This is a genomic window from Mediterraneibacter massiliensis (genome assembly GCF_001487105.1).
Lineage (GTDB): Bacteria > Bacillota > Clostridia > Lachnospirales > Lachnospiraceae > Mediterraneibacter > Mediterraneibacter massiliensis.
On sequence record NZ_LN913000.1, the window covers coordinates 657,102 to 676,815 of the forward strand.

Genomic DNA, 19,714 nt, shown 5'->3' on the forward strand with positions numbered 1-19,714 from the left:
GTAGAGACAGAAGCGGGCAGGGAGGACATCTTCCTGCCCCGGTAAAGGAGGTGAGACTGTTTGAGTGATAACTGGATCGTGCAGAACCTAAACTCTGCGCTGAACACCTGGAATGAGAAGCTGGCAGAAATCTGGGCACTCCTTACCCAAAGCCCGGAATCCTTTAAGGGCGGGACGATCTGGAGTGTCATCACAGGGATCAACGGGGCTCTGACTGCCATTGGGTATGGACTTTTGGTACTGTTTTTTGCAGCCGGGATCGTAAAGACCTGTGGCAGCTTTACAGACATGAAAAAGCCGGAACATGCCCTCAAAGCCTTTATCCGTTTTGCATTGGCACAAGGCGCCATCATGTATGGCATGGAATTGATGACCGCCCTGTTTTCCATTGTACAGGGAATCGTGTCGACCATCATGGCACAGTCGGGGATGGCAAGCGGGGGTGTAACAGAGCTTCCGGCAGAGATCGTGGAAAAGATCGAAGCGGTAGGGATGCTGGAATCCATTCCCTTGTGGATCGTGACGCTGCTTGGAAGCCTTTTGATCACAGTGCTGTCTTTTATCATGATCCTTACGGTATATGGAAGGATGTTCAAGCTGTATATGTATACTGCCATTGCGCCCATCCCCATTTCTACCTTTGCGGGAGAACCCTCCCAGTCGGTGGGGAAGAACTTCATCAAGTCCTATGCAGGGGTGTGTCTGGAAGGGGCGATCATTGCACTGGCCTGTATCATTTTCTCCGTTTATTCTGCCAGTCCGCCGGCCATTGGGGATACGTCCTTAAGTGCAGTGACCATTGTGTGGAACTATGTAGGGGAATTGGTGTTCAACTTGCTGGTACTGGTGGGTGCGGTGAAAGCATCTGACCGGATCGTAAAAGAAATGATGGGATTGTAGGAGGAAAGAACCATGCGTAAAGAAATACATGAGAAAAATGAAAATCAGGGAAACAGCGATACCCTGCCTTTCCATTGGGAATTTGGTAAGGAAGAGATCACCCTGAAAGTGTCCAGCTATGCCTATGGAAATGGGCTTGCGATTTTGATGTACAGCCAAAGTGAAGGGGAGCTGGAATTATTTAGTGACCTGACGGCCAATCTTCCAGGCGGGTATGGGCTGAAACCGCAGGAGGCATTTGTAAGCGGTGATTTTACCAGGGATAAGCTGGCCTTCATTCAAGAGAACAGGCTGGGAAAGGTGCTGCCGGGACAAGCCTGTTCAGGATTTGCCACCTACACCCCGGTGGCATTTGACCTTTCAAGACTCACCCGGTATGACCGGGAAGGGGTGGAAGAATTTTGCAGACAATGGGGGCTGGATATTCCAAAAGAACAGGAAAAAGTCCAAGGGAAGCCGACAGGAAAAAAGAAAAAAGAAAGAGAGAGATAGAAGTATATGGAAGTAAAAATGAATAAAGAGATCCGCAACTATCAGGAGTCCATGTTTATGGGACTGAACCTGCGCCAGTGTATTTTCTCCCTGCTTGCCATCGCTGTGGCGGTAGGGATTTATTTTGGCCTGGGAAGCTATGTGGGACAGGAAATGACCGGGTGGCTGTGCATCTTAGGGGCTGCCCCTTTCGCAGCCTGTGGTTTCTTCCAGTACCATGGCATGAATGCGGAGCAGTTTGCCTGGGCGTATATCAAGTCTGAATTTTTATACCCCAAGCGCCTGCTGTTTCAGAGTGAGGACCTGTACCATGCCTGCATGGAAGAAACGCTGGCCTTGGGAGAAAAGAGCCAGGGGGATGGCGCAGCCCTTATGAAAAAAAGAGAACAGCGGGCAAGGAAGAAACGGATGAAACAGAAAAAGAAAACGGGAAGGAGTGGTGCGTTTGATTAAAACCTTACAACAGGCATTGAAAATGGACCGGGAGAAGTTCAAAGTCCCAAGGTCTGTCCAGCAGGCGATCCCGATCCAGCGGATCTGGCCAGATGGGGTGTTCCAGTCCGGGACAAAATTTTCCAAGACCTTCCGGTTTTCCGATATCAACTATGCCATTGCAAGCAAAGAGGATAAGACAGAAATGTTCTTGGATTACAGTGAACTGTTAAATGCTTTAGATTCCGGTGCGGCGGCAAAGATCACTTTAAATAACAGAAGGATCAATAAAGAAGAGTTTGAAGCCTCTCTGTTGTTGCCGATGAAAGAGGACGGGTTGGATGAATACCGAAAGGAATACAACGAAATGCTGTTATCCAAGGTCAGCGGCACCAATAACAGCATCTATCAGGAACGGTATCTGACAGTCAGTGTCCATAAAAAGAACATCAATGAGGCAAGAACCTATTTTGCGCGTGTGGGAACGGATATCATCACCCATCTGAGCAAGCTGTCCTCCATTGGGGAAGAACTGGATGCGGAACAGAGGTTACAGATCTTCCGGGATTTCTTCCGGGCAGATGAACCCCAGTGCGTTCCCTTTGATATGAAGGCTTTTGCTAAAAAGGGGAGCAGCTTCAAGGACTGGATCTGTCCCCAGTCCATGGAGTTTTCCAAAGACTGCTTCAAGATCAATGAACGGTTTGGGTGGGTGCTGTATATGCAGGATTATGCCAGTTATGTCAAGGATGACATGATCTCGGAGCTGTGCGATCTAAGCCGGGACTTGATGTTGTCCATTGATATCCTCCCGGTACCCACAGACGAAGCGGTGCGTGAGATTCAGAACCGTCTGCTTGGTGTGGAGACCAATGTGACCAACTGGCAGAGACGCCAGAATGCCAACAATAACTTTTCCGCCATTGTGCCTTATGATATGGAACTGCAAAGAAAGGAAACCAAAGAGATGCTGGATGACCTGACCACCAGGGACCAGCGGATGATGTTCGGCATCCTCACCATGGTACATATGGCAGACAGCAAGAAACAGTTGGATTCGGATACGGAGAGTATCCTGTCGGTGGCAAGAAAGCACTTGTGTCAGATGACAACCTTGAAATGGCAGCAAGTGGATGGACTCAATACGGTACTGCCTTATGGCATCCGCAAGATCAATGCCCTTCGTACCCTGACCACAGAGTCTACCGCAGTGCTGATCCCCTTCCATACTCAGGAGATCATGCAGCCGGGAGGTATCTATTATGGGCAGAATGCGGTGAGCAAAAATATGCTGGTGGCAGACCGGAGGAAGTTATTGAATGGAAACTCCTTCCGATTGGGTGTCAGCGGTTCGGGAAAGAGTTTCTCCGCAAAAGAAGAGATCGTGGATCTTGCCCTGTCTACGGAAGATGACATCCTCATTTTAGATCCGGAGTCGGAATTCGGTTCTTTGGTGGAAGCGCTGAACGGGGAAGTGATCTCCATTTCTGCAACGTCCCATACCCATCTGAATGCGCTGGATATGGACTCTGCCTATGGCAATGACAAGAATCCGTTGATTGAGAAGTCGGAATTTATCCTGTCCCTGTTTGAACAGTTAGTGGGTGCTGGAAATCTGTCCGCCAAGGAAAAATCCATCCTGGACCGCTGTACCGCAGATGTGTACCGGGAATATATCCGAAGCGGTTATAAAAGCGAAGTACCGACCTTGAAAGATCTGTACCGACAGCTCATGCTCCAGCCGGAAGAGGAAGCCAGGGGGCTTGCCTTGTCTTCGGAGTTGTTTATCAACGGAAGCCTAAATACCTTCGCCCAGAAAACCAATGTAAATACGAAGAATCGTATCATTGCCTATGATATCCGGGAACTGGGAGAGCAGCTCATGCCCCTGGGGATGCTGGTCACCTTGGACAGCATCTTCAACCGGGTGATCCAGAATTGGAAGAAAGGAAAGACTACCTGGATCTTTGCCGATGAGTTTTATCTGTTGTTCCGCTATCAGTACAGTGCGGACTTTTTCTATCGGCTCTACAAGAGGATCCGTAAGTACCATGGATTTGTCACAGGTTTAACGCAGAATGTGGAGGAACTTTTGAAGTCGGATACGGCAAGACTGATGCTGGCAAATAGTGAGTTTTTGATCCTTTTAAACCAGGCGACCACAGACCGGGACGAACTGGCATCCCTTTTAAACATTTCCGAGAACCAGTTATCCTATATCACCAATGTAGGCGCAGGGAAAGGGCTGATCCGCTGTTCCGGAAATCTTGTGCCATTTGAGAACAGTTTCCCGAAGAACACGAAGCTGTACCGCTTGATGACAACAAAACCAGGGGAATGCTAGTAAAAAAGATCTTTTTGAGGGTGCTGCTGAACGTTCTTCGGCAGCATTCTTTTGGGAAGGAGGGAATGTAAATGGAAGAAGGAAAAACAGTGGAAAGCCAGGAAAGGAGAGGACCGCTTCGAGAGCAGGACAGTATCCGGGCGTTACTGGAGCTTTTGGAACAACAGGGCATGGAACAGGAAAAAGGGGATGTGATCCGCATGGCAGATTATATTGATTCCATGGAAATGCAGTTAGGAACCGTCTTGAAGGAACTGGGAGAGGTGAAGAAGCAACTGGGCGTGATGCAGGAAAGCAAGGTCAAGCTCTTTGCAGTGAATACGATCCAGAAAGCAGAACATCAGGTGAAAACACTTCGCTTTCAAGTGGGAGAATGGAAACGAAAGTTTGTGGAACGGACAGAACAGGCAGTGTTTGATTTTAAAGAAAAGGGAAAAGATGCCCTTGCCTCTGCGGTAAAAGGAATGCACCTTACCCAAGGCTTACAAAAGCTGCAGTCTTCCCTACATACGGTCATGCTGTCGATGGATCAGAAGATTGACCGTCTGGGGAGCATGGCGGAGGAACTGCACGTTGCCAAAGGGCATCTGAAAAACGCATTTTTGGAAATGAACGGAAAAGATACCGCAAAGATCACAGAGCGAAATCCGGAACAGGGGATCATCTTTCAAACCCAGAAGGTGTTATTCCAATCCATGCGGAGCATCCATAAGCTGGAACAAAAAACAGAGCGATTGCAGCAGCAGATCGGGAAGCTGGAAGAGAGACAAGGAAAACAGGCATCTTTAAAAGATACCTTGCAGGAGCTTCGGCAGGAAACAGCACCCCGTCAGCTTGGGAAAAAAGAAAAACAGAAGGCAGCGATCCGATAAAGGGGAGTTTTCTGAAGGGAGGTGAGAGCCATGAAAGAAGAAACAACCATTACCTTTCTTGCTTCGGAGTGCGGGGAGTTCCATGAAATGGGAGAATGCATCGAATGCACATCTTTAAAAGAAGCGTTCCGGCATTACCAGAGATTTTGCAAGCGTTCCCCTCAGATGGTTCCGTCTTTGGAGTTTTCCCTGCACCATGCAGACGATCCGCTGTATAACGAGGGAGAATATCCATTAGCAACCGGGGAGAAGGGAAAAGAGTTATTGTCCTATGTTCCCTATTATGCCAATCATCCGTTGGTGCAGGAAGCGGTAAGGGAACTGGAAAAGCTGGAAGAACAGCAGAAGAGACAAAAGAAACAGAGTATGGAACGGTAATGTGATACAGGGAGGTGTGTGTTTGAAAGACATCAAAGAGAAGGTACGGGATAAGAACCCGAAGATCCGCAATCCTGCCTCCCGGCTTCCCAAAGAACTGGTGCGTTCTGCCATGCTGGAAACGAAAGAGAAGTCCCGGATGGTGGCAGACAAGGTGGGAAGAGAAACCGGAGAGGAATCTCCGGTGGAATACGCTGGAAACCGGATAGAACGGGCGGAACAGCGGGCTGGAAAGGAAAGCGCTTCTGTCGCCTATCATGGTGGAAAGAAGCTGGCAGTGAAAACTTATGAGAAGATAAAAGAGCAGAGGCAAAGAGAAGCCGTTATAGCCACGTTGGACAGCGAAACAGGAAGCGGTGGAACATCTGGACAGACAAGAACAAAGAAAGGGCGCACAGGAGCCGGAAGGAGCATCAAGATCAAACCAGAAGCAGAGAAAACGGTCAAGGAGGCCGGAAACCGGACAGTGAAAACAGCGCCCCGTATGGTGAAAGCTTCCCCGGTTTCTTCTCAAAAGGTGAAAACCCAGGCAATCTTGCAAAAAAAGCAGGCATTCCAATCCATGAGGGCAGCCAGGGAAGCAAAACGGGCTGCCATGCGCTCTGTCCAGACAGCCAAGCAAAGCAAAAAGACAGCACAGGCAACAGCAAAAGGGATAAAAGCTATGGCAGAAGCAGCGGCCCATGCAGTAAAGGCAGCGTTTGCAGCGTTGATGGCAGGAGGAGGTACCGTATTTGTGATCTTGATCCTCATTGTGGGGATCATTGGCGGTGCTGCGTTTATCGGGAGTTCCCAGAGCAGCGAGCCGCTGAGTGCAGAAGTCCTGGCCCATACCCCGGCGATCCAGCGGTATGCCAGGGAATTTGGAATCTCGGAATATGTCCCTGTCATCCAGGCAATCATGATGCAGGAGAGTGGCGGAAGGGGAACGGATCCCATGCAGGCCAGCGAGTGTCCGTATAATACCCAGTATCCCAATACGCCCGGTGCGATCCAGGATGCCGATTATTCTATCAAGGTGGGCGTACAGTATTATGCGGATTGTGTCCGGGAAGCCGGATGTGAAAGCCCACAGGATATGGACAAGCTAAAACTTAGTTTACAGGGCTATAATTACGGGAATGGGTATATCTCATGGGCAATCCGAAACCATGGAGGCTATAGCGAGGCCAATGCGCTGCAGTTTTCCCAGGAACAGGCAGCCGCCCATGGGTGGTCAGGTTATGGCGATCCAGAGTATGTACCCCATGTGCTTCGGTATTATTCTGGCGGGGGATTGTTTGCCGGACTTTTTGGAAATGGGCAGCTTGTGACCATTGCGAAAAGCCAGTTGGGGAACGAAGGCGGCCAGAAGTTCTGGTCGTGGTGGGGATTCACAGAGCGACAAGAATGGTGTGCCTGTTTCGTGTCCTGGTGTGCAGACCAGGCAGGACTCATTCAAAGCGGTGCGGTGCCAAAATTTTCTGTTTGTACGGACGGGAAGAACTGGTTTCAAAACCAAGGAAGATGGCAGGGGGCAGGTAGTATGCCAAGTCCCGGTGCGATCATCTTTTTTGACTGGGAGCATGATGGAACGTGCGACCATGTGGGAATCGTGGAACGCTGTGACGGAACAACCGTCTATACCATAGAAGGAAACTCCGGGGATGCGGTAAAGGAGAGAAGCTATTCGATTAGTTCCGATTCCATTATGGGATATGGAATGGTGGTTTATTAAAAACATAAAAATAGAGAGTAATCGGATTGTAGAGGATGGGGAAGAATGTTATAATCTTTTGAAAGAGGGCAGGGAAAATACCCTGCCTGTTAAGAATAGAAAATGTATTATAAAAAGTGGTTGTATGGGGGAGTGCTTGGATGAATGATTTGTATATACAGGGAGTGCATATAGATTGGAATAAAATTCCAGTAAATAGTTATTTGAGAGAAATTGATGCGATAAAAGGTTTGGAAGAACTGATTTTTCATAATTCGATTACTTTTTTTGTTGGAGAAAACGGAAGTGGAAAATCAACCTTACTGGAGGCACTTGCAGTTGCCTGTGGGTTTAACCCGGAAGGTGGGACAAAGAATTATATTTTTTCCACATATGATTCCCATTCGCAATTGCATGAAGCTATACGTGTTGTAAAGGGATACCGTCAAGCAAAATGGGGATATTTTCTGAGAGCAGAGAGTTTTTATAATGTGGCGACAAAAGAGGAAGAATATGCAGACTGGGAACACCCATCAGAAAAATACCATGAAAAATCACATGGAGAGAGTTTTCTTGCACTTGCTCAAAATTATCTGAAACCGAATGGCGTGTATTTTTTTGATGAGCCAGAGGCGGCATTATCGCCGCAAAGACAGTTGACATTGTTGATGGAAATACATGCATGTGCCAGACAAGGATCCCAGTTTATAATCGTTACACATTCTCCAATTTTGCTTGGGATTCCAGAAGCCCAGATTATAGCATTTGATGAAGAAGGGATACATGAGTGTAAATATGAAGAAACAGAAAGTTATATGGTAACAGAAATGTTTATTAACAATAGAGAACAGTTGCTTCGCAGACTTCTTTCTGAATGAAAAAAAGATAAGCATGAGGAGAAAAGAAAAATGAACAATAATCGAGGCGGAGAAAGAACGATTTATGATGAATCCCTGTTCAGAATATTTCTTTGGTCAGGATTTCCAATATTTATGATTTTGCTGTTTGCCTGTGTGGCAATTAGCGGGATTGTCTTCATTTATAGGCATTCAGATCCAGAAGGAGTAAAAATTATTATTTTTTGTTTTGCGGTTTTAATTCCAGTTTCTTATGGAAGCCCATTTGTTAGTTTATTTAAGGCGTGGAAACAACAACATAAGATTGGGATTTTTTGGAAAGAGAGGACAGATCATCATCTTCCAGAATGGAAAAGAGATTGGTATTTGATTTGCGACAGAGGTGGATTTATTCTTGAACATAGAAGTTACATAAAACGGATTATTGGCTGCCGTGAGGAAACGGAAAGAGCAGATCATGCACGAGGAAAAGTTTATTATATAACATTTGAGGATATTGATGGGAAAAAACACACATTGAAATTTTCTTATGAGTCGTGGGCTTTGGAATTTCAGAAGTGGTTTGAAAAGCAGACATATGAAAAAGAAAATGTAGAACTCTAGGAATAAAAGGAGTGCTTTAAAATATAAAAATAAATAAGTATGATTAGGAAGTGAAACTGATGGATCGTAAAGATGTATTTGAATATGTAAAAAAACAATATGGAACAGTACCGGAATATCTTTGGAAAGAATCCCCAGAAAGTGCGGTACTTCGTCATAAAAACGGGAAATGGTATGCAGTGTTGATGCAGGTTAAAAAATCTAAGTTAGAACTAGAAGGAGAGGGCACGGTAGATATTATTAATGTGAAGTGTGAACCGGATATGGTTGGAGTTTTGATAGAGACCTATGGTTTTCTTCCAGGATATCATATGAATAAGGAACATTGGATTACGATGCTGATGGACGGAACTGTAAGTGAAGCGAAGATTTTAGATTTTTTGGATATGAGTTACGATTTAATTGATAGAAGCTGATAAATAAGAATAAAAAGGTATGTAAGAAACGAATAAGATTTGATGTAATCATATAGGTGAAGTAGAAAAGATTAACGGGCAGAAGGTGCGGGAAGTTAGGATCGTCTATAATTTTGTCGGAGAAATCCCGGAAATTACAGCATAATAATTTCGCCTCACCTTTCAAGCAGCGAGGAATGGAACTTTCTTTTTGTAAAATAGCGATAGATATATTCACAATTTGTTTACAATTAAATTCCTAGCCGTACAGTAGAAAAATGATGACGAAAGATGATGCAAATGCTATAATGTTTGCATATAGATATGACAATTTAACCATATCGGAATCTTTATTCAAACAGATGATTGGAGATATTGCTATTATGAGAAATCCATGGCCAATTTTCAGCATTGCGGCTCTCTCTGGAGCTGCGTGCCTGATTTATGATCACTTTTTTTCTTACGAGACTATGTGGATTGCTGTTGTAGTGTTTCTTGCGCTGCTTGCTCTATGCTTTTTTGCATATTGCAAATATGAACACTGGCTGGCAAAGAAACTTAACCCCTATGTGGTGGCGTATCAAAGCGACCATAATCTTGAGAATTTGAAACAGGGATTGGATCGCTGGCGTCCCTGGGCATTCAGCAAACATTCCAAAAATATCATTACAGCGAACTGGTTCTCCGCTCTGCTGGAACAACAGCGCTGGACAGAAGCAGAAGAAACTTTGGAGCAGTTTTTGCATCGAGCAAAAAATACGCAGGATAAAATAGGGTATCACCTGCTTCGGGGAGATTACGCAAGAGCGATCGGAGACACCAAATTAGAGGAACAGGAACGACTTTTAAGCGAACAGCTAAAAAACCAACTTGGAAACAAAAAGGGAGAATCAAGAGTACCCGCAAACGCCCAAGAGAGTAAATATGCTTTCTTTTGCTGGCTCTCTTTCAGCTTTGGTCTGGCACTGTTCGGAATCATCAGCAATATAGCCACCGGGGACTCAATACTCGGGTCGGTTGGAGCCGGACTTTTTATTTTGGGTTTGTTCTCATTCCCAGTCTGCTTGATCTGGCTGATTCTCTGGTTGATCCGGCGCAGAAAGGAGGCTGTTAAATGACTTATATCCTCCCGATACTCTACGTAATTGTGTCTTATACATTCTTCCTTTTGGCAGTTTGTTTTGGCAATGCGATCACATTGCAGATAGTATCGATCCTTCTGCCCTTTATCATGGGGATCGCCAATTTGATTGTTGTGCTGACCGTAGGAAGAAAGTGGTCGAGAAAAACATTGCTGAACAGCACTTTGATCATCAAATATGGACTGATCCCGTTCTACCTGATCGGAGGGAGCATCACCGTATATGTAACGCTGATGGCATTCTTCCCATTGCCGCTGATGGCGTTGTTTGGACTGGTAACCATTGTTTTTTTGATTTTAGGATACGGGATTCTATTAGGGGCAGCCCCCTATGCTATCGCTTATCTGATAAAGTCATGCAAAGACGGCATACATCCGAAATGGTTGGCGGTTTTAGCTGGAATCTGCCAGTTCTTCTTTTCCTTTGATGTACTTGCAATGATGGTTCTGACATTAAAGGAACGGCATAGGGTCAAAACGACGATTGCCGTTTTCTGTGCAATGTGTCTTGCTCTCCTGCTGATCGTACTCTATGTGGTCATGACACTGATCGGAGTATAATCACCATTTATATAGGATATGACTTGCTCATACATAAAACAAATTTGATAGAATCGCAGAAAGGATTTATGCTTATGAAAAAACAATGGATTGCTTTACTAACAGGATGTGTGCTGGTATGCAGTATGCTGGCCGGATGCGGCTCAAAACCTCAGACATCAGCTCCGGCAGCTGCGGGCAGCGATAAAGGCTGTACGGATGAGGCCATTCTGTCTCAGCTGAAAAATGACGGTACACCTGAGTTCGTACTGGATGGCACTTACTACACACTTCCTTTGGAAACTTCCCAGCTGATACAAGCCGGCTGGAGTTTGGAAACGGAAGAATATGATGCAGCAGAGGTTTCTCTGCAACCCGGCGAGCGTATTTATGGGGAATTTTCCAAAGACGATCAGGAAATGGATGTGGCAATCGTAAATGCCGGGACAGAGCCATGCAAGCCTGCTGAGGGCGGAACGGTGGTAGAATTGGAATATTCTGCCGATAAGGATCAACAAAATCCTGATTTCTTTGTAACGCTCAATGGGATCAACTGTGCGATGTCCAACGCAGCTTTACAAAAGGCGCTGGAAGGTGTAGACGGATATGAACTGAATTCCGCAGGAAATATCGACATCAATCGTACTGTTGATGATGATGAAATTGCTGTTTATAAAGTCATTCTGGATGATGACTACACAGCAATCACGCTTGCTTCGGACAATGTTTTTGAATACAAGGATTATCAGCCGCAAGAAGTAAAAGAACAGGCATCTAATGAAAAGATTGCCGCTTACAAGGATACTACAAAAGCCGAGATGGAGCCGTATGCTCAGGATTTCAATGCGATCATCGAGGGATATGAAGAAAATATGGCCGTTGGATTTTACAGTGAAGGTACTATTTGGGGCGAAGAAGTCGGTGAATATAAATCTATTGCCGGAACGCCGCTCGCTTCGGATGTGTCTCTCTACATCGCAGAGGATACAACCGGCCAGCTCTACTGTATTGCTAACCAGATTTTGAATGAAGATGGTACTGTAAGCACTGCCATTGAGTTTGAGGAAGGCGATCAGGTCAAGGTTTGGGGTTATGCTTCACAGTATCTGGAATTGCAGGAAGGTCTGAAAATCGTCGTGGTTCAGCCTGGTATCATTGAACGCAACGGCGAACTGGTGATCCTGGACGAAAATTTGAAAGTAGACTAATGCTTTTGAACGCCGGGTGCATATATCAAAGGATTGCATCCGGCGTTCTCAACTTAAAACAATAATTAGCTTCCGCTTTTTGTCTTAGGCGTTTCAATATAATAACCCTGTTCCTTGCTCTTTAGTAACTGGTGGTCGATAACCACAACCTCATGGATAAAATCAACGTCCATGATTGTCAGTCCGCACAGTTCCGAGATACGAAGTCCTGTCTTTAACAGTATCAGCACATCATCATAATACTTGTGATACACATTGTCCGTCTTGATGAATGAGAGTAGGGCTTGTTCCTGTTCCTCTGTCAATGCGACTTTCTCTTTGGTATCATTTTCTAGGACTTCACTTAACTTGAAATCAAAGGGATTTTTCCTTACGCAATCGTCTTGTATGGCGATATAGAATGACGCTTTTAACGAGCGTTTATGGTTGTTAATGGTATTGTAGGAAAAACCTTTCTCTTTCATGCGTAACGCCCATTCTTTAGCATCAGAGGGCTTGATTGTATCAATGCTCCTAGCACCCAACTTGTCCTCTTTCAATAACCGCAAGAGCTGTTCCCGTTGTTTCATTGTGCTTTTCTTCACATTTTCCCTTTGTGCGTTCTGTTTGGCATAGAGTTGACAAAGCGTCATTTTCTTGCCTGTGCTGTTGATACCGTCCTCAATATCCCGTCTTATCTGTTGTTCCAGTTCTCGAAGTGAGGGTTTTACCCGTTTTCCCTTTGGTGTCGGGTCTGTGGGTGTCAATCTCCAAGCATACACATATTTTGTGTTTCCAAATGCGTCTACATATTTATATAAGTATTTTCCGTCTGTTCGTTGGCTCTCTCCAGTATGCAGGATACGACCTTTGTTATCCCGTCTTTTTTCTTTCATGGTGTCTGCTCCTTTCCTTGTTGGAAAGAGCCTTGATATGACTTGTGTTCATCATAACACATACAAGGCTCATTTGCACTAGATAGCGTCCAATTTGTCAATAACCTGTTCAAACTGTCGGCGTTTAATCTGTATGCGGTTGCCATTCATAATGAGCCAGCCAGCGTCCTTGTTTTCCTCTGCCAAGCGTCTTAACTTGTTTTCTCCGATACGGAAATATTTTGACGCTTCTTCAATGGTAAGGGTATATTTTTCCCATACGGGAATATCGTTGTTATTCATCAGATACCTCCTTTCCCATGTTTCGTGTCATACTGGATATAGGGGATAAGGTCGATGCGGTTTATCCTCTGTAAATGGGCGGATAATTTACTGGAAAGGGAATTACTGTATTTTGCCTTATCAAGCATAGTTCCTACTTTTTCCAGTCCACCTAATGCGTCATGTTCTTCCAAAAAATAAAAACTTTTGACAGCGGAAATCACGCCACCCTCTGTGAGCCATTGCTGTGTTTCCTCAAGGAAATTATGCTGTTTGGGTACTTGCAGTTTTAAGACTTCCACAGCCCCTAAAAAGCGTTCCCAAAACCGACATGTTTTCCACCTGCTTTTATTACTTTCGTTTCTGTTTGGTACGACAAAACGTAGGTTGTTTGCCAGCAGTCCGAAAGCCAGTTCCCCAAGTTCCAGCGGTCTGTCCTTGAATGTCATGGCAAAAGCATGAGACTTATCATCACGCAGTTGCATTTCTGTCCGTTTCCAACTGCCGACTTCATCAAGTGTCTTATTATGTTTTGAACAGACTTCCTTATCTTTATCATAAAAGCGGTAGGACAATCCCGATTTACCAGCACCGATATAAACGGTCTTTGCGGTGTCGAAATAATCAAACTTGCTTTCGTCAAAATGGTAGCCCTCACTATTCGAGATAAATTCCTCTTTTTCGCATTTCTTCTTTATCTGCTCTATGGTAAAGAATGGCTTTTCGTTCTTATCATCAATGGCAATATCAAGTCTTGTGAAATGGAAATTATCCAGTCCGTATCTTCGCTCACAGCGTCGGAACATATCCCCAAAGGTATAATTCCTACTGTCGAGAATACGGAAAATATCATCACAACCTCTGCCAGTCATAACAAGATAACAGCCTAGCCCCTGTGGGTTGTCCTCTGTCTTTCTTGCGTCCCCCGATACATAAATATCTCCAATCTGCCAGCGTGCTTGATAAGTCTTGAATTTTATCGTTGCTGGATAAACATTGAAAATGTCAGTCGGTAAATCTAAAATGTGCATGATTACATCTTCAGCGGTTGCCGTTTCAAATACAATGCTGATGTAATCAATCTTAACGGATAAATTTTTGTGTGTAGTTATAGTGCATTGCTCCTTTCGTATGCCCCGTTTTTTTGCGGGGTAAAAATCGTGTTTTTTCCTTTATTTATCACAGTTTCTAGGTACTATGACATGTATACGCAGGGCGGTGTTACATATACGCCCTATGCGTTCGCCTAAAGGCGTTCCCTTTCTTCCTGTGCCTGATCCGTTCTTAACGCTCACGAGCCTTGTAAGGCTCGTGGCTAAACGGAACAGCTCCAGTCAGAAACCTTATTTTCTGTCTGATAGTCCATGCTTATTCATGCTATCAAAATGAAAATACATCTTTTCTATGCTTACTCAAGCGTGTGATTGACCCTAGCGTGCTTAATCACTCTACCTGATACGATAATAACGCCATTAGAATTACTTGTCAAGAAGTTTTTGTTGACTTTTAGATATAGATTAAGTATGATATGCTTATAAATACCAAGAAAAGCAACGAAAGGAGCGGTTATACTAAGTTATGGAGCATTATGAAAAGAAAATCAGTTTCTTAGGAGAGAACATACAAACCATAAGAAAACACAGAGGAATGAAACAACAGGAACTGGCGGACAAAATCGGTATCAATATGCAGAGCCTTTCCAAGATTGAACGTGGTGTGAATTATCCTACCTTTGATACATTAGAAAAGATAATGGACGTGCTGGGTGTAACGCCTAATGAATTGTTATCGGGAGAATGGAAGTATGTTAATCAAGCCGAAAAGGAAGTCTGTCAGTTTTTAAGAATTGAAGAACGATTAAATGCAGAACTAAAACATGGGCATTATGACAACTTCTTTGACAGCGAAGAAGAATGGCTGGAATATGAGTTGGAAAAGTTACGGGAATATATTACCGACTACATCAACGGGAAAAGCATTGTAGCGTCCGACCTTTACCCAATCAAAGAATTTATCCAGCATTTGAAGTTTCAAAAACTGTTAGACCGCTATGATGATTTATACAGCATGGATATGTTTGGGGAAAGCATAGAAGGACATAAATATAGGACACCTTATCAAGTCGTAAAAATGATAAATCCCAATTCAAAAGAAGATATGGCATTATTACGGGAAGTATTGAAAAATAATCATTTTGATGATGAGGACGAATAACTTTCTTCCTCTTTGTAGAAGATACAGAAAACAAAAAGCCCAGTAAAGAGTGCAAAGCACCACCAATGGTGGCAAGGCTCTTGACAGGACTTTTTCTTTTCTGTTGTGGGTAATCAAGAGGAAAAAAGGAAAGGTGTGATGTCCTACTCAAGTTTTTTATCTTGAACGCATAAAAAGATTGAAAGAGGTGTTTGTTTCCAGTATAATGTTTTTGTATAGAAGTAAGAATTGAGATTTTTTGAAAGAAAGGGGTGACAGTCATGTTCACACATTGTTACGCTTGCGACAGACAGACAAGTAAATTCTGCCCTTTTTTCAATTCTATCAATAAGAAACAGAACGCACAGGTTGCCTAGTTATAAGGGGGGGAGTTTGTGCGTTTTTCTATGCAGAAATTTTATGAAGAACAAGGAGTGTGTTATTTATGCGAAAAAATCTACAGTATATATTTTTTAATCTACTATTATCTCTTCGGGGAATTATAAGGCTTGTTTTTAGAACTATTACCCTACTTACTATTTTGGGTGCTTGTATAATGCTGAGTCAGGATAAATCGTTAAGCTTATCATGCTTTATAGTAGGTATTATTAGCTGGCTTATTACGATTTATTATGATAAACTACTTTTTAAAATAAAGCCACATGACATGGATCTTTATTTAAGTTGATTTATAATATTTTTTCATGCAAAAGGACACCTTCTAATTCGGTGTCCTTTTCAAATTGTATTGTCATATCAAGGCTCATTCAATCGTGGTAATTTCGTGGTAAATTAAATATTTTCTTATATTTCAAAGTACTTGAAAGTGTAGTATTTATGCTGATAATCGAAAATTAGATATAAAATTTTACAAAAATAGATACCTAAGTTAAACTGTCATTGCTGACCGGCCAGTTAGCAAATGAACAGAATAAGGAAGGTATCTACAAATGAATTCTACACAAAACAAGAAGATTGAGCAAGTAAAAGAAACAACAATGATTGTCGGCATTGATGTTGGCAGTGAACAGCATTATTTCAGAGCTTTTAACTGGAGAGGTATCGAGCTTACCAGAAAGCCCGTAGCGTTTTCAAACTCTATGGAGGGATTCAACAGTTTTTACAATACGATTATGGAACTGATGCAGAAAAGTGAACTTGAAGAGGCACTGGTAGGAATAGAGCCAACCGGTCATTACTGGTTTGATCTTGGGCAGTTCATGGGCGAAAAGAACATAAAGTTTGTGATGGTAAATCCGCACCATGTGCATAAGACCAAAGAGTTAGATGACAACAGCCCATCTAAAAATGACAGGAAAGATCCCCGTATTATTGCAGGGCTTGTAAGGGATGGAAGGTATTTTTATTCATATATGCCGACAGGTGTATATGCAGAACTGCGGAATGCGTCAAACCGCCGGTTTGTGCTTGTAGAAGAACAGACAAGGGCGAAGAACCGTCTGCAGAAATGGATTGCGGTGTATTTTCCGGAATATAAGGGGATATATACTAGAATAGATGCCAAGGGAGGGCTGCTGGTGTTAAAACAGGCACCGACTCCTGAGGAGATAACAAAGCTTGGAGAAGAAGGTATCATAAAGATATGGAAAGATGCAAAACTCCGAGGGAGCGGGCATAAGAAGGCAATGAAGATCCTGAATGCGGCAATGAGAAGCATAGGGTTAAAAGCAGGTCTTACAGAAGCCCGGATGGAGATACAGGATCTGATAGAGGATTATGAACTCCAGACAAGACGCCTTGAACGGGTCAATGACTTGATCAAAGAACTGTGCCAGCAGGTCAGGTATGCGGATAAGCTGCTTGAAATAAAAGGCATAGGAATAACAACAGTAGCTGGTTTTATAGCAGAAGTCGGTGATATCACGCGCTTCGATAGCACGAAAGAACTTCAGAAACTGGCAGGATTGGAACTGGTGGCAGATAGTTCCGGTAAGCACAATGGAAGGACAAAGATAAGCAAAAGAGGGCGCAAGCGTCTCCGTTATCTTCTTTTCGAGGCTGCGATATCGGTAGTGGGAAAGAATGAAGAATTCAAAGAAATCCACAGGTATTATACCACCAGAGAAAAGAATCCCTTAAAAAAGATGCAGTCACTGATAGCTGTAGCGTGTAAGCTGATAAGAGTATTCCATGTGATTCTTACCAAGGGAGTCAGCTATGATGCATCAAAGATGTTGAAAGATATCCAGCATCCTGGAGAGCAGTTAAAGGCTGCGTAACAGAGAAATAAAGAACAACCATAATGATTACAGGAAGCGTCCACCGAAAGGTGCTGTAATCGGAGTGTTTGGATCAGTAATGAAAGTACAAAGAATGAGCTGGTAGCCGGCAGGGATTTTCTCCAGAGGGCATGACCCTGATGAGTAGCTAAGCTGGCACCCTGGTTATGGACAGGCAGAACGAAGGAAGTGAGGACCCACCGTAAGGAGGATGATCCTGTTGGACATGAGAGGTGAGCTGCCATATAGGGATGGGTACACAGCGAGGCCATTTAGAACGGATAGTGATGACGTTTTATTTGGGGCATCCATTATTACTATATATCTGCCCTGTATGAGGTAAAGATCACTCCATAACCTTAGTTCTATTCAATGACAGGTATCAAAAAGTATTGAATTTATTGAAAAAAACACTTGATTATATGGAAAGGAGATTGTATCTACATCTTAGAAGATGATATACTAAAAAAGGATTCTTTTAAAGAGGAATCTCATGCATTCATAATCCCATTTGCAGAAAGAAAGAAGACTGAAAGTAAACATAAAAAAATTTGGAAGAAGATGGTTGCTGTAGCAGCTGCATGTGCACTTTTTGTTACTTCTTTTGCAGTATTATCAAAACCGGAAAAGGCTTATGCTATGGTATCTGTAGATGGAGAAAAAACAGTTGAAGTGGTTTTAAATCAAAAAAATAGAGTAAAAGAGGCAGATTCCAAGAATACTTCTCTTACACAGGAAGAGGAGAAAGCGATAAAAGGTGAAAAAGTAGAGACAATCAAGAATTATTTTTCCCAGGATCTTTTGGAAAAAGAAACTATTATTGTGGGATATGCCTTTTTGGAGGATGAATCTGAAGAAGAACGTGCAGCATTACAGAGACGCCTGGAAAAAACATTTGGTACAGATCATTTGCTTTATTTAGCAGGCGATAAAGAGGATGTTGAAAATGCGAAAAAAGCAGGCAAGAGTTTGGGAATTTATTTGGCGGAGCAGATATTAGCTGGAGAGAATTTCCATAAAGTGGTAAATGAAGCCACGGAAGAAGAAGTATTGGAATTGCTGGAAAAGAATCCTTGCTTTATGACAGATCAAGCATTAAAAGAAATGATTCAGCAAAAGTTATCTGATTACGAAGATGCGGATGATCTTGAAAAAGAAGAGAATGCGGATCGTGATGACGAGCAGAATGAGGATATTTTAGAACCGCAAAAAGAAAGGAATGAGGAACAAGAAGAATCTGCTTCGGGAGAGAAATTAGAAGAAGTTGGTGAGTCAAAGGAATCAGATGAGCTGGATACAACAAATGAACCAGAATCTCAAGTTGAGGAACATGAGTCAGATACACAAGATATTTCAGACGAACCAGCAGAGCCTGCCGAGGAAATAGATTCATATGAAATGGAATCAGAAGATGATTCGACGGAGAGCGAAGGAGAAGAATCAGAGATTTCAGGTGAAGCAGATGAATAAGTGAATACGTGATTTTGTAAGGAAACCAAGAGCTGCAAGCTAAGAAATTAGTGAACAGCTCTTTTTTGATGCTTTGTTAGTACTCCAACAATCTCTTGGACCACTTCGGGAGCAGCATTTTCTATTTCTTATGGAATTTTAATATAAAAGGAAATATGCTTTCCCCTATTTAATATATTCTGAGGTATTCTTGATATGCAAAAGGAAATGAGGTGAATGATGTGAGTATTATAAAAGCGATTAAAAAGTGTGAATATGATTTTGAAGTTCGTGCAGAAAAATTTTTGTGGCATCATCCTGTACTTGGATTTTTTTCCATCTTTGTAGGAATGCCTTTGATCGTGTTATGTGCTGTTTGTGCGATTACAATTGTTTTTGCTTTTCCAATGTCATTGCTTTTTGGATGGATCTAATCTTTATTGTATCTTAAACTGTGGTTCGAATGATTTATGCCATATTAAGAGAAAAAGGACTATGATAATGCATGGAAAAGTTGTAAAGGATTATAGATAGAAATTACAAACAAGAAGGATGTTTATGAATTCGAAGAATTCTTTATAACATAAAATAATAGATCAAGGAGGAAGGAAGTTATGATGGATGTATTGATGATAGCAATTTTATTAGGATGTTTTGGTTTGGTGAAGGCGTTTGCAGATTTTTGCGACTGGCAGATTAAACCAAAAGAAAAATAGGAGGATGAAATCAAAATGGATATGATTGTTTTAGGTGTTATGATTGCCGGAGTTGGGATTTATCTGGTGTATGCATTGATAAATCCAGAAAAATTGTAAGGATCTGGTGAGAATAACTAGGA

Annotated in this window: 21 protein-coding genes and 1 pseudogene; 19 read left to right on the plus strand and 3 right to left on the minus strand. The window is 43.0% G+C overall.

Annotated features, from left to right (window positions below; genetic code table 11):
- The first annotated feature begins 60 nt into the window (after positions 1-60).
- From BN3282_RS04005 to BN3282_RS04065, 14 genes are all read left to right on the plus strand, one after another.
- A complete protein-coding gene (locus tag BN3282_RS04005) occupies positions 61-900 on the plus strand; it encodes a VirB6/TrbL-like conjugal transfer protein, CD1112 family (RefSeq protein ID WP_059066810.1) in 840 nt (279 codons plus the stop codon).
- Between the two features lie 12 nt (positions 901-912).
- Positions 913-1,392 (plus strand): DUF4313 domain-containing protein, encoded by a 480-nt coding sequence (locus BN3282_RS04010; protein ID WP_059066811.1) that lies wholly within the window; start codon positions 913-915, stop codon positions 1,390-1,392.
- A 6-nt stretch (positions 1,393-1,398) separates the two neighbouring features.
- A complete protein-coding gene (locus tag BN3282_RS04015) occupies positions 1,399-1,845 on the plus strand; it encodes a PrgI family protein (RefSeq protein ID WP_059066812.1) in 447 nt (148 codons plus the stop codon).
- Complete coding sequence (locus BN3282_RS04020) at positions 1,838-4,168, plus strand: VirB4-like conjugal transfer ATPase, CD1110 family (RefSeq protein ID WP_330382144.1); 2,331 nt, start codon at positions 1,838-1,840, stop codon at positions 4,166-4,168. The genes BN3282_RS04015 and BN3282_RS04020 overlap by 8 nt, the downstream gene beginning before the upstream one ends.
- 71 nt (positions 4,169-4,239) lie before the next feature.
- Positions 4,240-5,040: a DUF6674 family protein gene (locus BN3282_RS04025; RefSeq protein ID WP_059066814.1), complete on the plus strand. Its 801-nt coding sequence runs from the start codon at positions 4,240-4,242 to the stop codon at positions 5,038-5,040.
- Positions 5,041-5,070: 30 nt separating this feature from the next.
- A complete protein-coding gene (locus tag BN3282_RS04030) occupies positions 5,071-5,418 on the plus strand; it encodes a hypothetical protein (protein WP_059066815.1) in 348 nt (115 codons plus the stop codon).
- Positions 5,419-5,440: 22 nt separating this feature from the next.
- A complete protein-coding gene (locus tag BN3282_RS04035; protein WP_044929327.1) occupies positions 5,441-7,135 on the plus strand; it encodes a CHAP domain-containing protein in 1,695 nt (564 codons plus the stop codon).
- A 140-nt stretch (positions 7,136-7,275) separates the two neighbouring features.
- Complete coding sequence (locus BN3282_RS04040; protein ID WP_059066816.1) at positions 7,276-7,992, plus strand: AAA family ATPase; 717 nt, start codon at positions 7,276-7,278, stop codon at positions 7,990-7,992.
- Between the two features lie 30 nt (positions 7,993-8,022).
- Positions 8,023-8,574: a hypothetical protein gene (locus BN3282_RS04045; RefSeq protein ID WP_009243198.1), complete on the plus strand. Its 552-nt coding sequence runs from the start codon at positions 8,023-8,025 to the stop codon at positions 8,572-8,574.
- Between the two features lie 59 nt (positions 8,575-8,633).
- The gene (locus BN3282_RS04050) at positions 8,634-8,990 is read left to right on the plus strand and encodes an MmcQ/YjbR family DNA-binding protein (RefSeq protein ID WP_009243197.1); all 357 of its coding nucleotides are present in this window, start codon (positions 8,634-8,636) and stop codon (positions 8,988-8,990) included.
- Positions 8,991-9,042: 52 nt separating this feature from the next.
- Positions 9,043-9,135: a hypothetical protein gene (locus BN3282_RS15555; protein WP_456297522.1), complete on the plus strand. Its 93-nt coding sequence runs from the start codon at positions 9,043-9,045 to the stop codon at positions 9,133-9,135.
- 112 nt (positions 9,136-9,247) lie between these two features.
- The gene (locus BN3282_RS04055; RefSeq protein WP_059066817.1) at positions 9,248-10,087 is read left to right on the plus strand and encodes an AAA family ATPase; all 840 of its coding nucleotides are present in this window, start codon (positions 9,248-9,250) and stop codon (positions 10,085-10,087) included.
- A complete protein-coding gene (locus BN3282_RS04060; RefSeq protein WP_059066818.1) occupies positions 10,084-10,671 on the plus strand; it encodes a DUF6652 family protein in 588 nt (195 codons plus the stop codon). Before BN3282_RS04055 ends, BN3282_RS04060 begins: the two co-directional genes overlap by 4 nt.
- A 74-nt stretch (positions 10,672-10,745) precedes the next feature.
- Positions 10,746-11,858: a hypothetical protein gene (locus BN3282_RS04065; protein ID WP_059066889.1), complete on the plus strand. Its 1,113-nt coding sequence runs from the start codon at positions 10,746-10,748 to the stop codon at positions 11,856-11,858.
- A gap of 71 nt (positions 11,859-11,929) precedes the next feature.
- Here the strand turns inward: BN3282_RS04065 and BN3282_RS04070 are convergent.
- From BN3282_RS04070 to BN3282_RS04080, 3 genes and pseudogenes are all read right to left on the minus strand, one after another.
- Positions 11,930-12,733 (minus strand): annotated as a pseudogene (locus BN3282_RS04070) (integrase DNA-binding domain-containing protein); the annotation flags it as partial.
- A gap of 78 nt (positions 12,734-12,811) precedes the next feature.
- Positions 12,812-13,015 carry an excisionase gene (locus BN3282_RS04075; protein ID WP_002607397.1) on the minus strand — a complete coding sequence of 68 codons (204 nt, stop codon included), beginning with the start codon at positions 13,013-13,015 and terminating at the stop codon, positions 12,812-12,814.
- Complete coding sequence (locus BN3282_RS04080) at positions 13,015-14,076, minus strand: replication initiation factor domain-containing protein (protein ID WP_278308706.1); 1,062 nt, start codon at positions 14,074-14,076, stop codon at positions 13,015-13,017. Before BN3282_RS04080 ends, BN3282_RS04075 begins: the two co-directional genes overlap by 1 nt.
- 496 nt (positions 14,077-14,572) lie before the next feature.
- On the opposite strand from BN3282_RS04080, the gene BN3282_RS04085 reads away from it, so the two are divergent.
- From BN3282_RS04085 to kdpF, 5 genes are all read left to right on the plus strand, one after another.
- Positions 14,573-15,208, plus strand: a complete 636-nt coding sequence (locus BN3282_RS04085) for a helix-turn-helix domain-containing protein (protein ID WP_059066820.1) — start codon at positions 14,573-14,575, stop codon at positions 15,206-15,208.
- Between the two features lie 929 nt (positions 15,209-16,137).
- A complete protein-coding gene (locus BN3282_RS04095; protein ID WP_059066822.1) occupies positions 16,138-17,427 on the plus strand; it encodes an IS110 family RNA-guided transposase in 1,290 nt (429 codons plus the stop codon).
- A gap of 414 nt (positions 17,428-17,841) precedes the next feature.
- Complete coding sequence (locus tag BN3282_RS04100) at positions 17,842-18,897, plus strand: hypothetical protein (RefSeq protein ID WP_242866581.1); 1,056 nt, start codon at positions 17,842-17,844, stop codon at positions 18,895-18,897.
- Positions 18,898-19,118: 221 nt separating this feature from the next.
- A complete protein-coding gene (locus BN3282_RS04105; RefSeq protein WP_009243195.1) occupies positions 19,119-19,310 on the plus strand; it encodes a hypothetical protein in 192 nt (63 codons plus the stop codon).
- A gap of 303 nt (positions 19,311-19,613) precedes the next feature.
- A complete protein-coding gene (gene kdpF, locus BN3282_RS15600; protein ID WP_118188476.1) occupies positions 19,614-19,691 on the plus strand; it encodes a K(+)-transporting ATPase subunit F in 78 nt (25 codons plus the stop codon).
- The last annotated feature ends 23 nt before the right edge of the window (positions 19,692-19,714 follow it).

Bases quoted from the DNA above. Each gene is read 5' to 3' on its own strand.
- BN3282_RS04065 (WP_059066889.1), top strand. From the start codon at position 10,746: ATGAAAAAACAATGGATTGCTTTACTAACAGGATGTGTGCTGGTATGC.
- kdpF (WP_118188476.1), top strand. From the start codon at position 19,614: ATGATTGTTTTAGGTGTTATGATTGCCGGAGTTGGGATTTATCTGGTG.
- BN3282_RS04040 (WP_059066816.1), top strand. From the start codon at position 7,276: ATGAATGATTTGTATATACAGGGAGTGCATATAGATTGGAATAAAATT.
- BN3282_RS04060 (WP_059066818.1), top strand. From the start codon at position 10,084: ATGACTTATATCCTCCCGATACTCTACGTAATTGTGTCTTATACATTC.
- BN3282_RS04050 (WP_009243197.1), top strand. From the start codon at position 8,634: ATGGATCGTAAAGATGTATTTGAATATGTAAAAAAACAATATGGAACA.
- BN3282_RS04085 (WP_059066820.1), top strand. From the start codon at position 14,573: ATGGAGCATTATGAAAAGAAAATCAGTTTCTTAGGAGAGAACATACAA.
- BN3282_RS04045 (WP_009243198.1), top strand. From the start codon at position 8,023: ATGAACAATAATCGAGGCGGAGAAAGAACGATTTATGATGAATCCCTG.
- BN3282_RS04010 (WP_059066811.1), top strand. From the start codon at position 913: ATGCGTAAAGAAATACATGAGAAAAATGAAAATCAGGGAAACAGCGAT.
- BN3282_RS04095 (WP_059066822.1), top strand. From the start codon at position 16,138: ATGAATTCTACACAAAACAAGAAGATTGAGCAAGTAAAAGAAACAACA.
- BN3282_RS04075 (WP_002607397.1), bottom strand. From the start codon at position 13,015: ATGAATAACAACGATATTCCCGTATGGGAAAAATATACCCTTACCATT.
- BN3282_RS04030 (WP_059066815.1), top strand. From the start codon at position 5,071: ATGAAAGAAGAAACAACCATTACCTTTCTTGCTTCGGAGTGCGGGGAG.
- BN3282_RS04025 (WP_059066814.1), top strand. From the start codon at position 4,240: ATGGAAGAAGGAAAAACAGTGGAAAGCCAGGAAAGGAGAGGACCGCTT.
- BN3282_RS04015 (WP_059066812.1), top strand. From the start codon at position 1,399: ATGGAAGTAAAAATGAATAAAGAGATCCGCAACTATCAGGAGTCCATG.
- BN3282_RS04055 (WP_059066817.1), top strand. From the start codon at position 9,248: ATGATGACGAAAGATGATGCAAATGCTATAATGTTTGCATATAGATAT.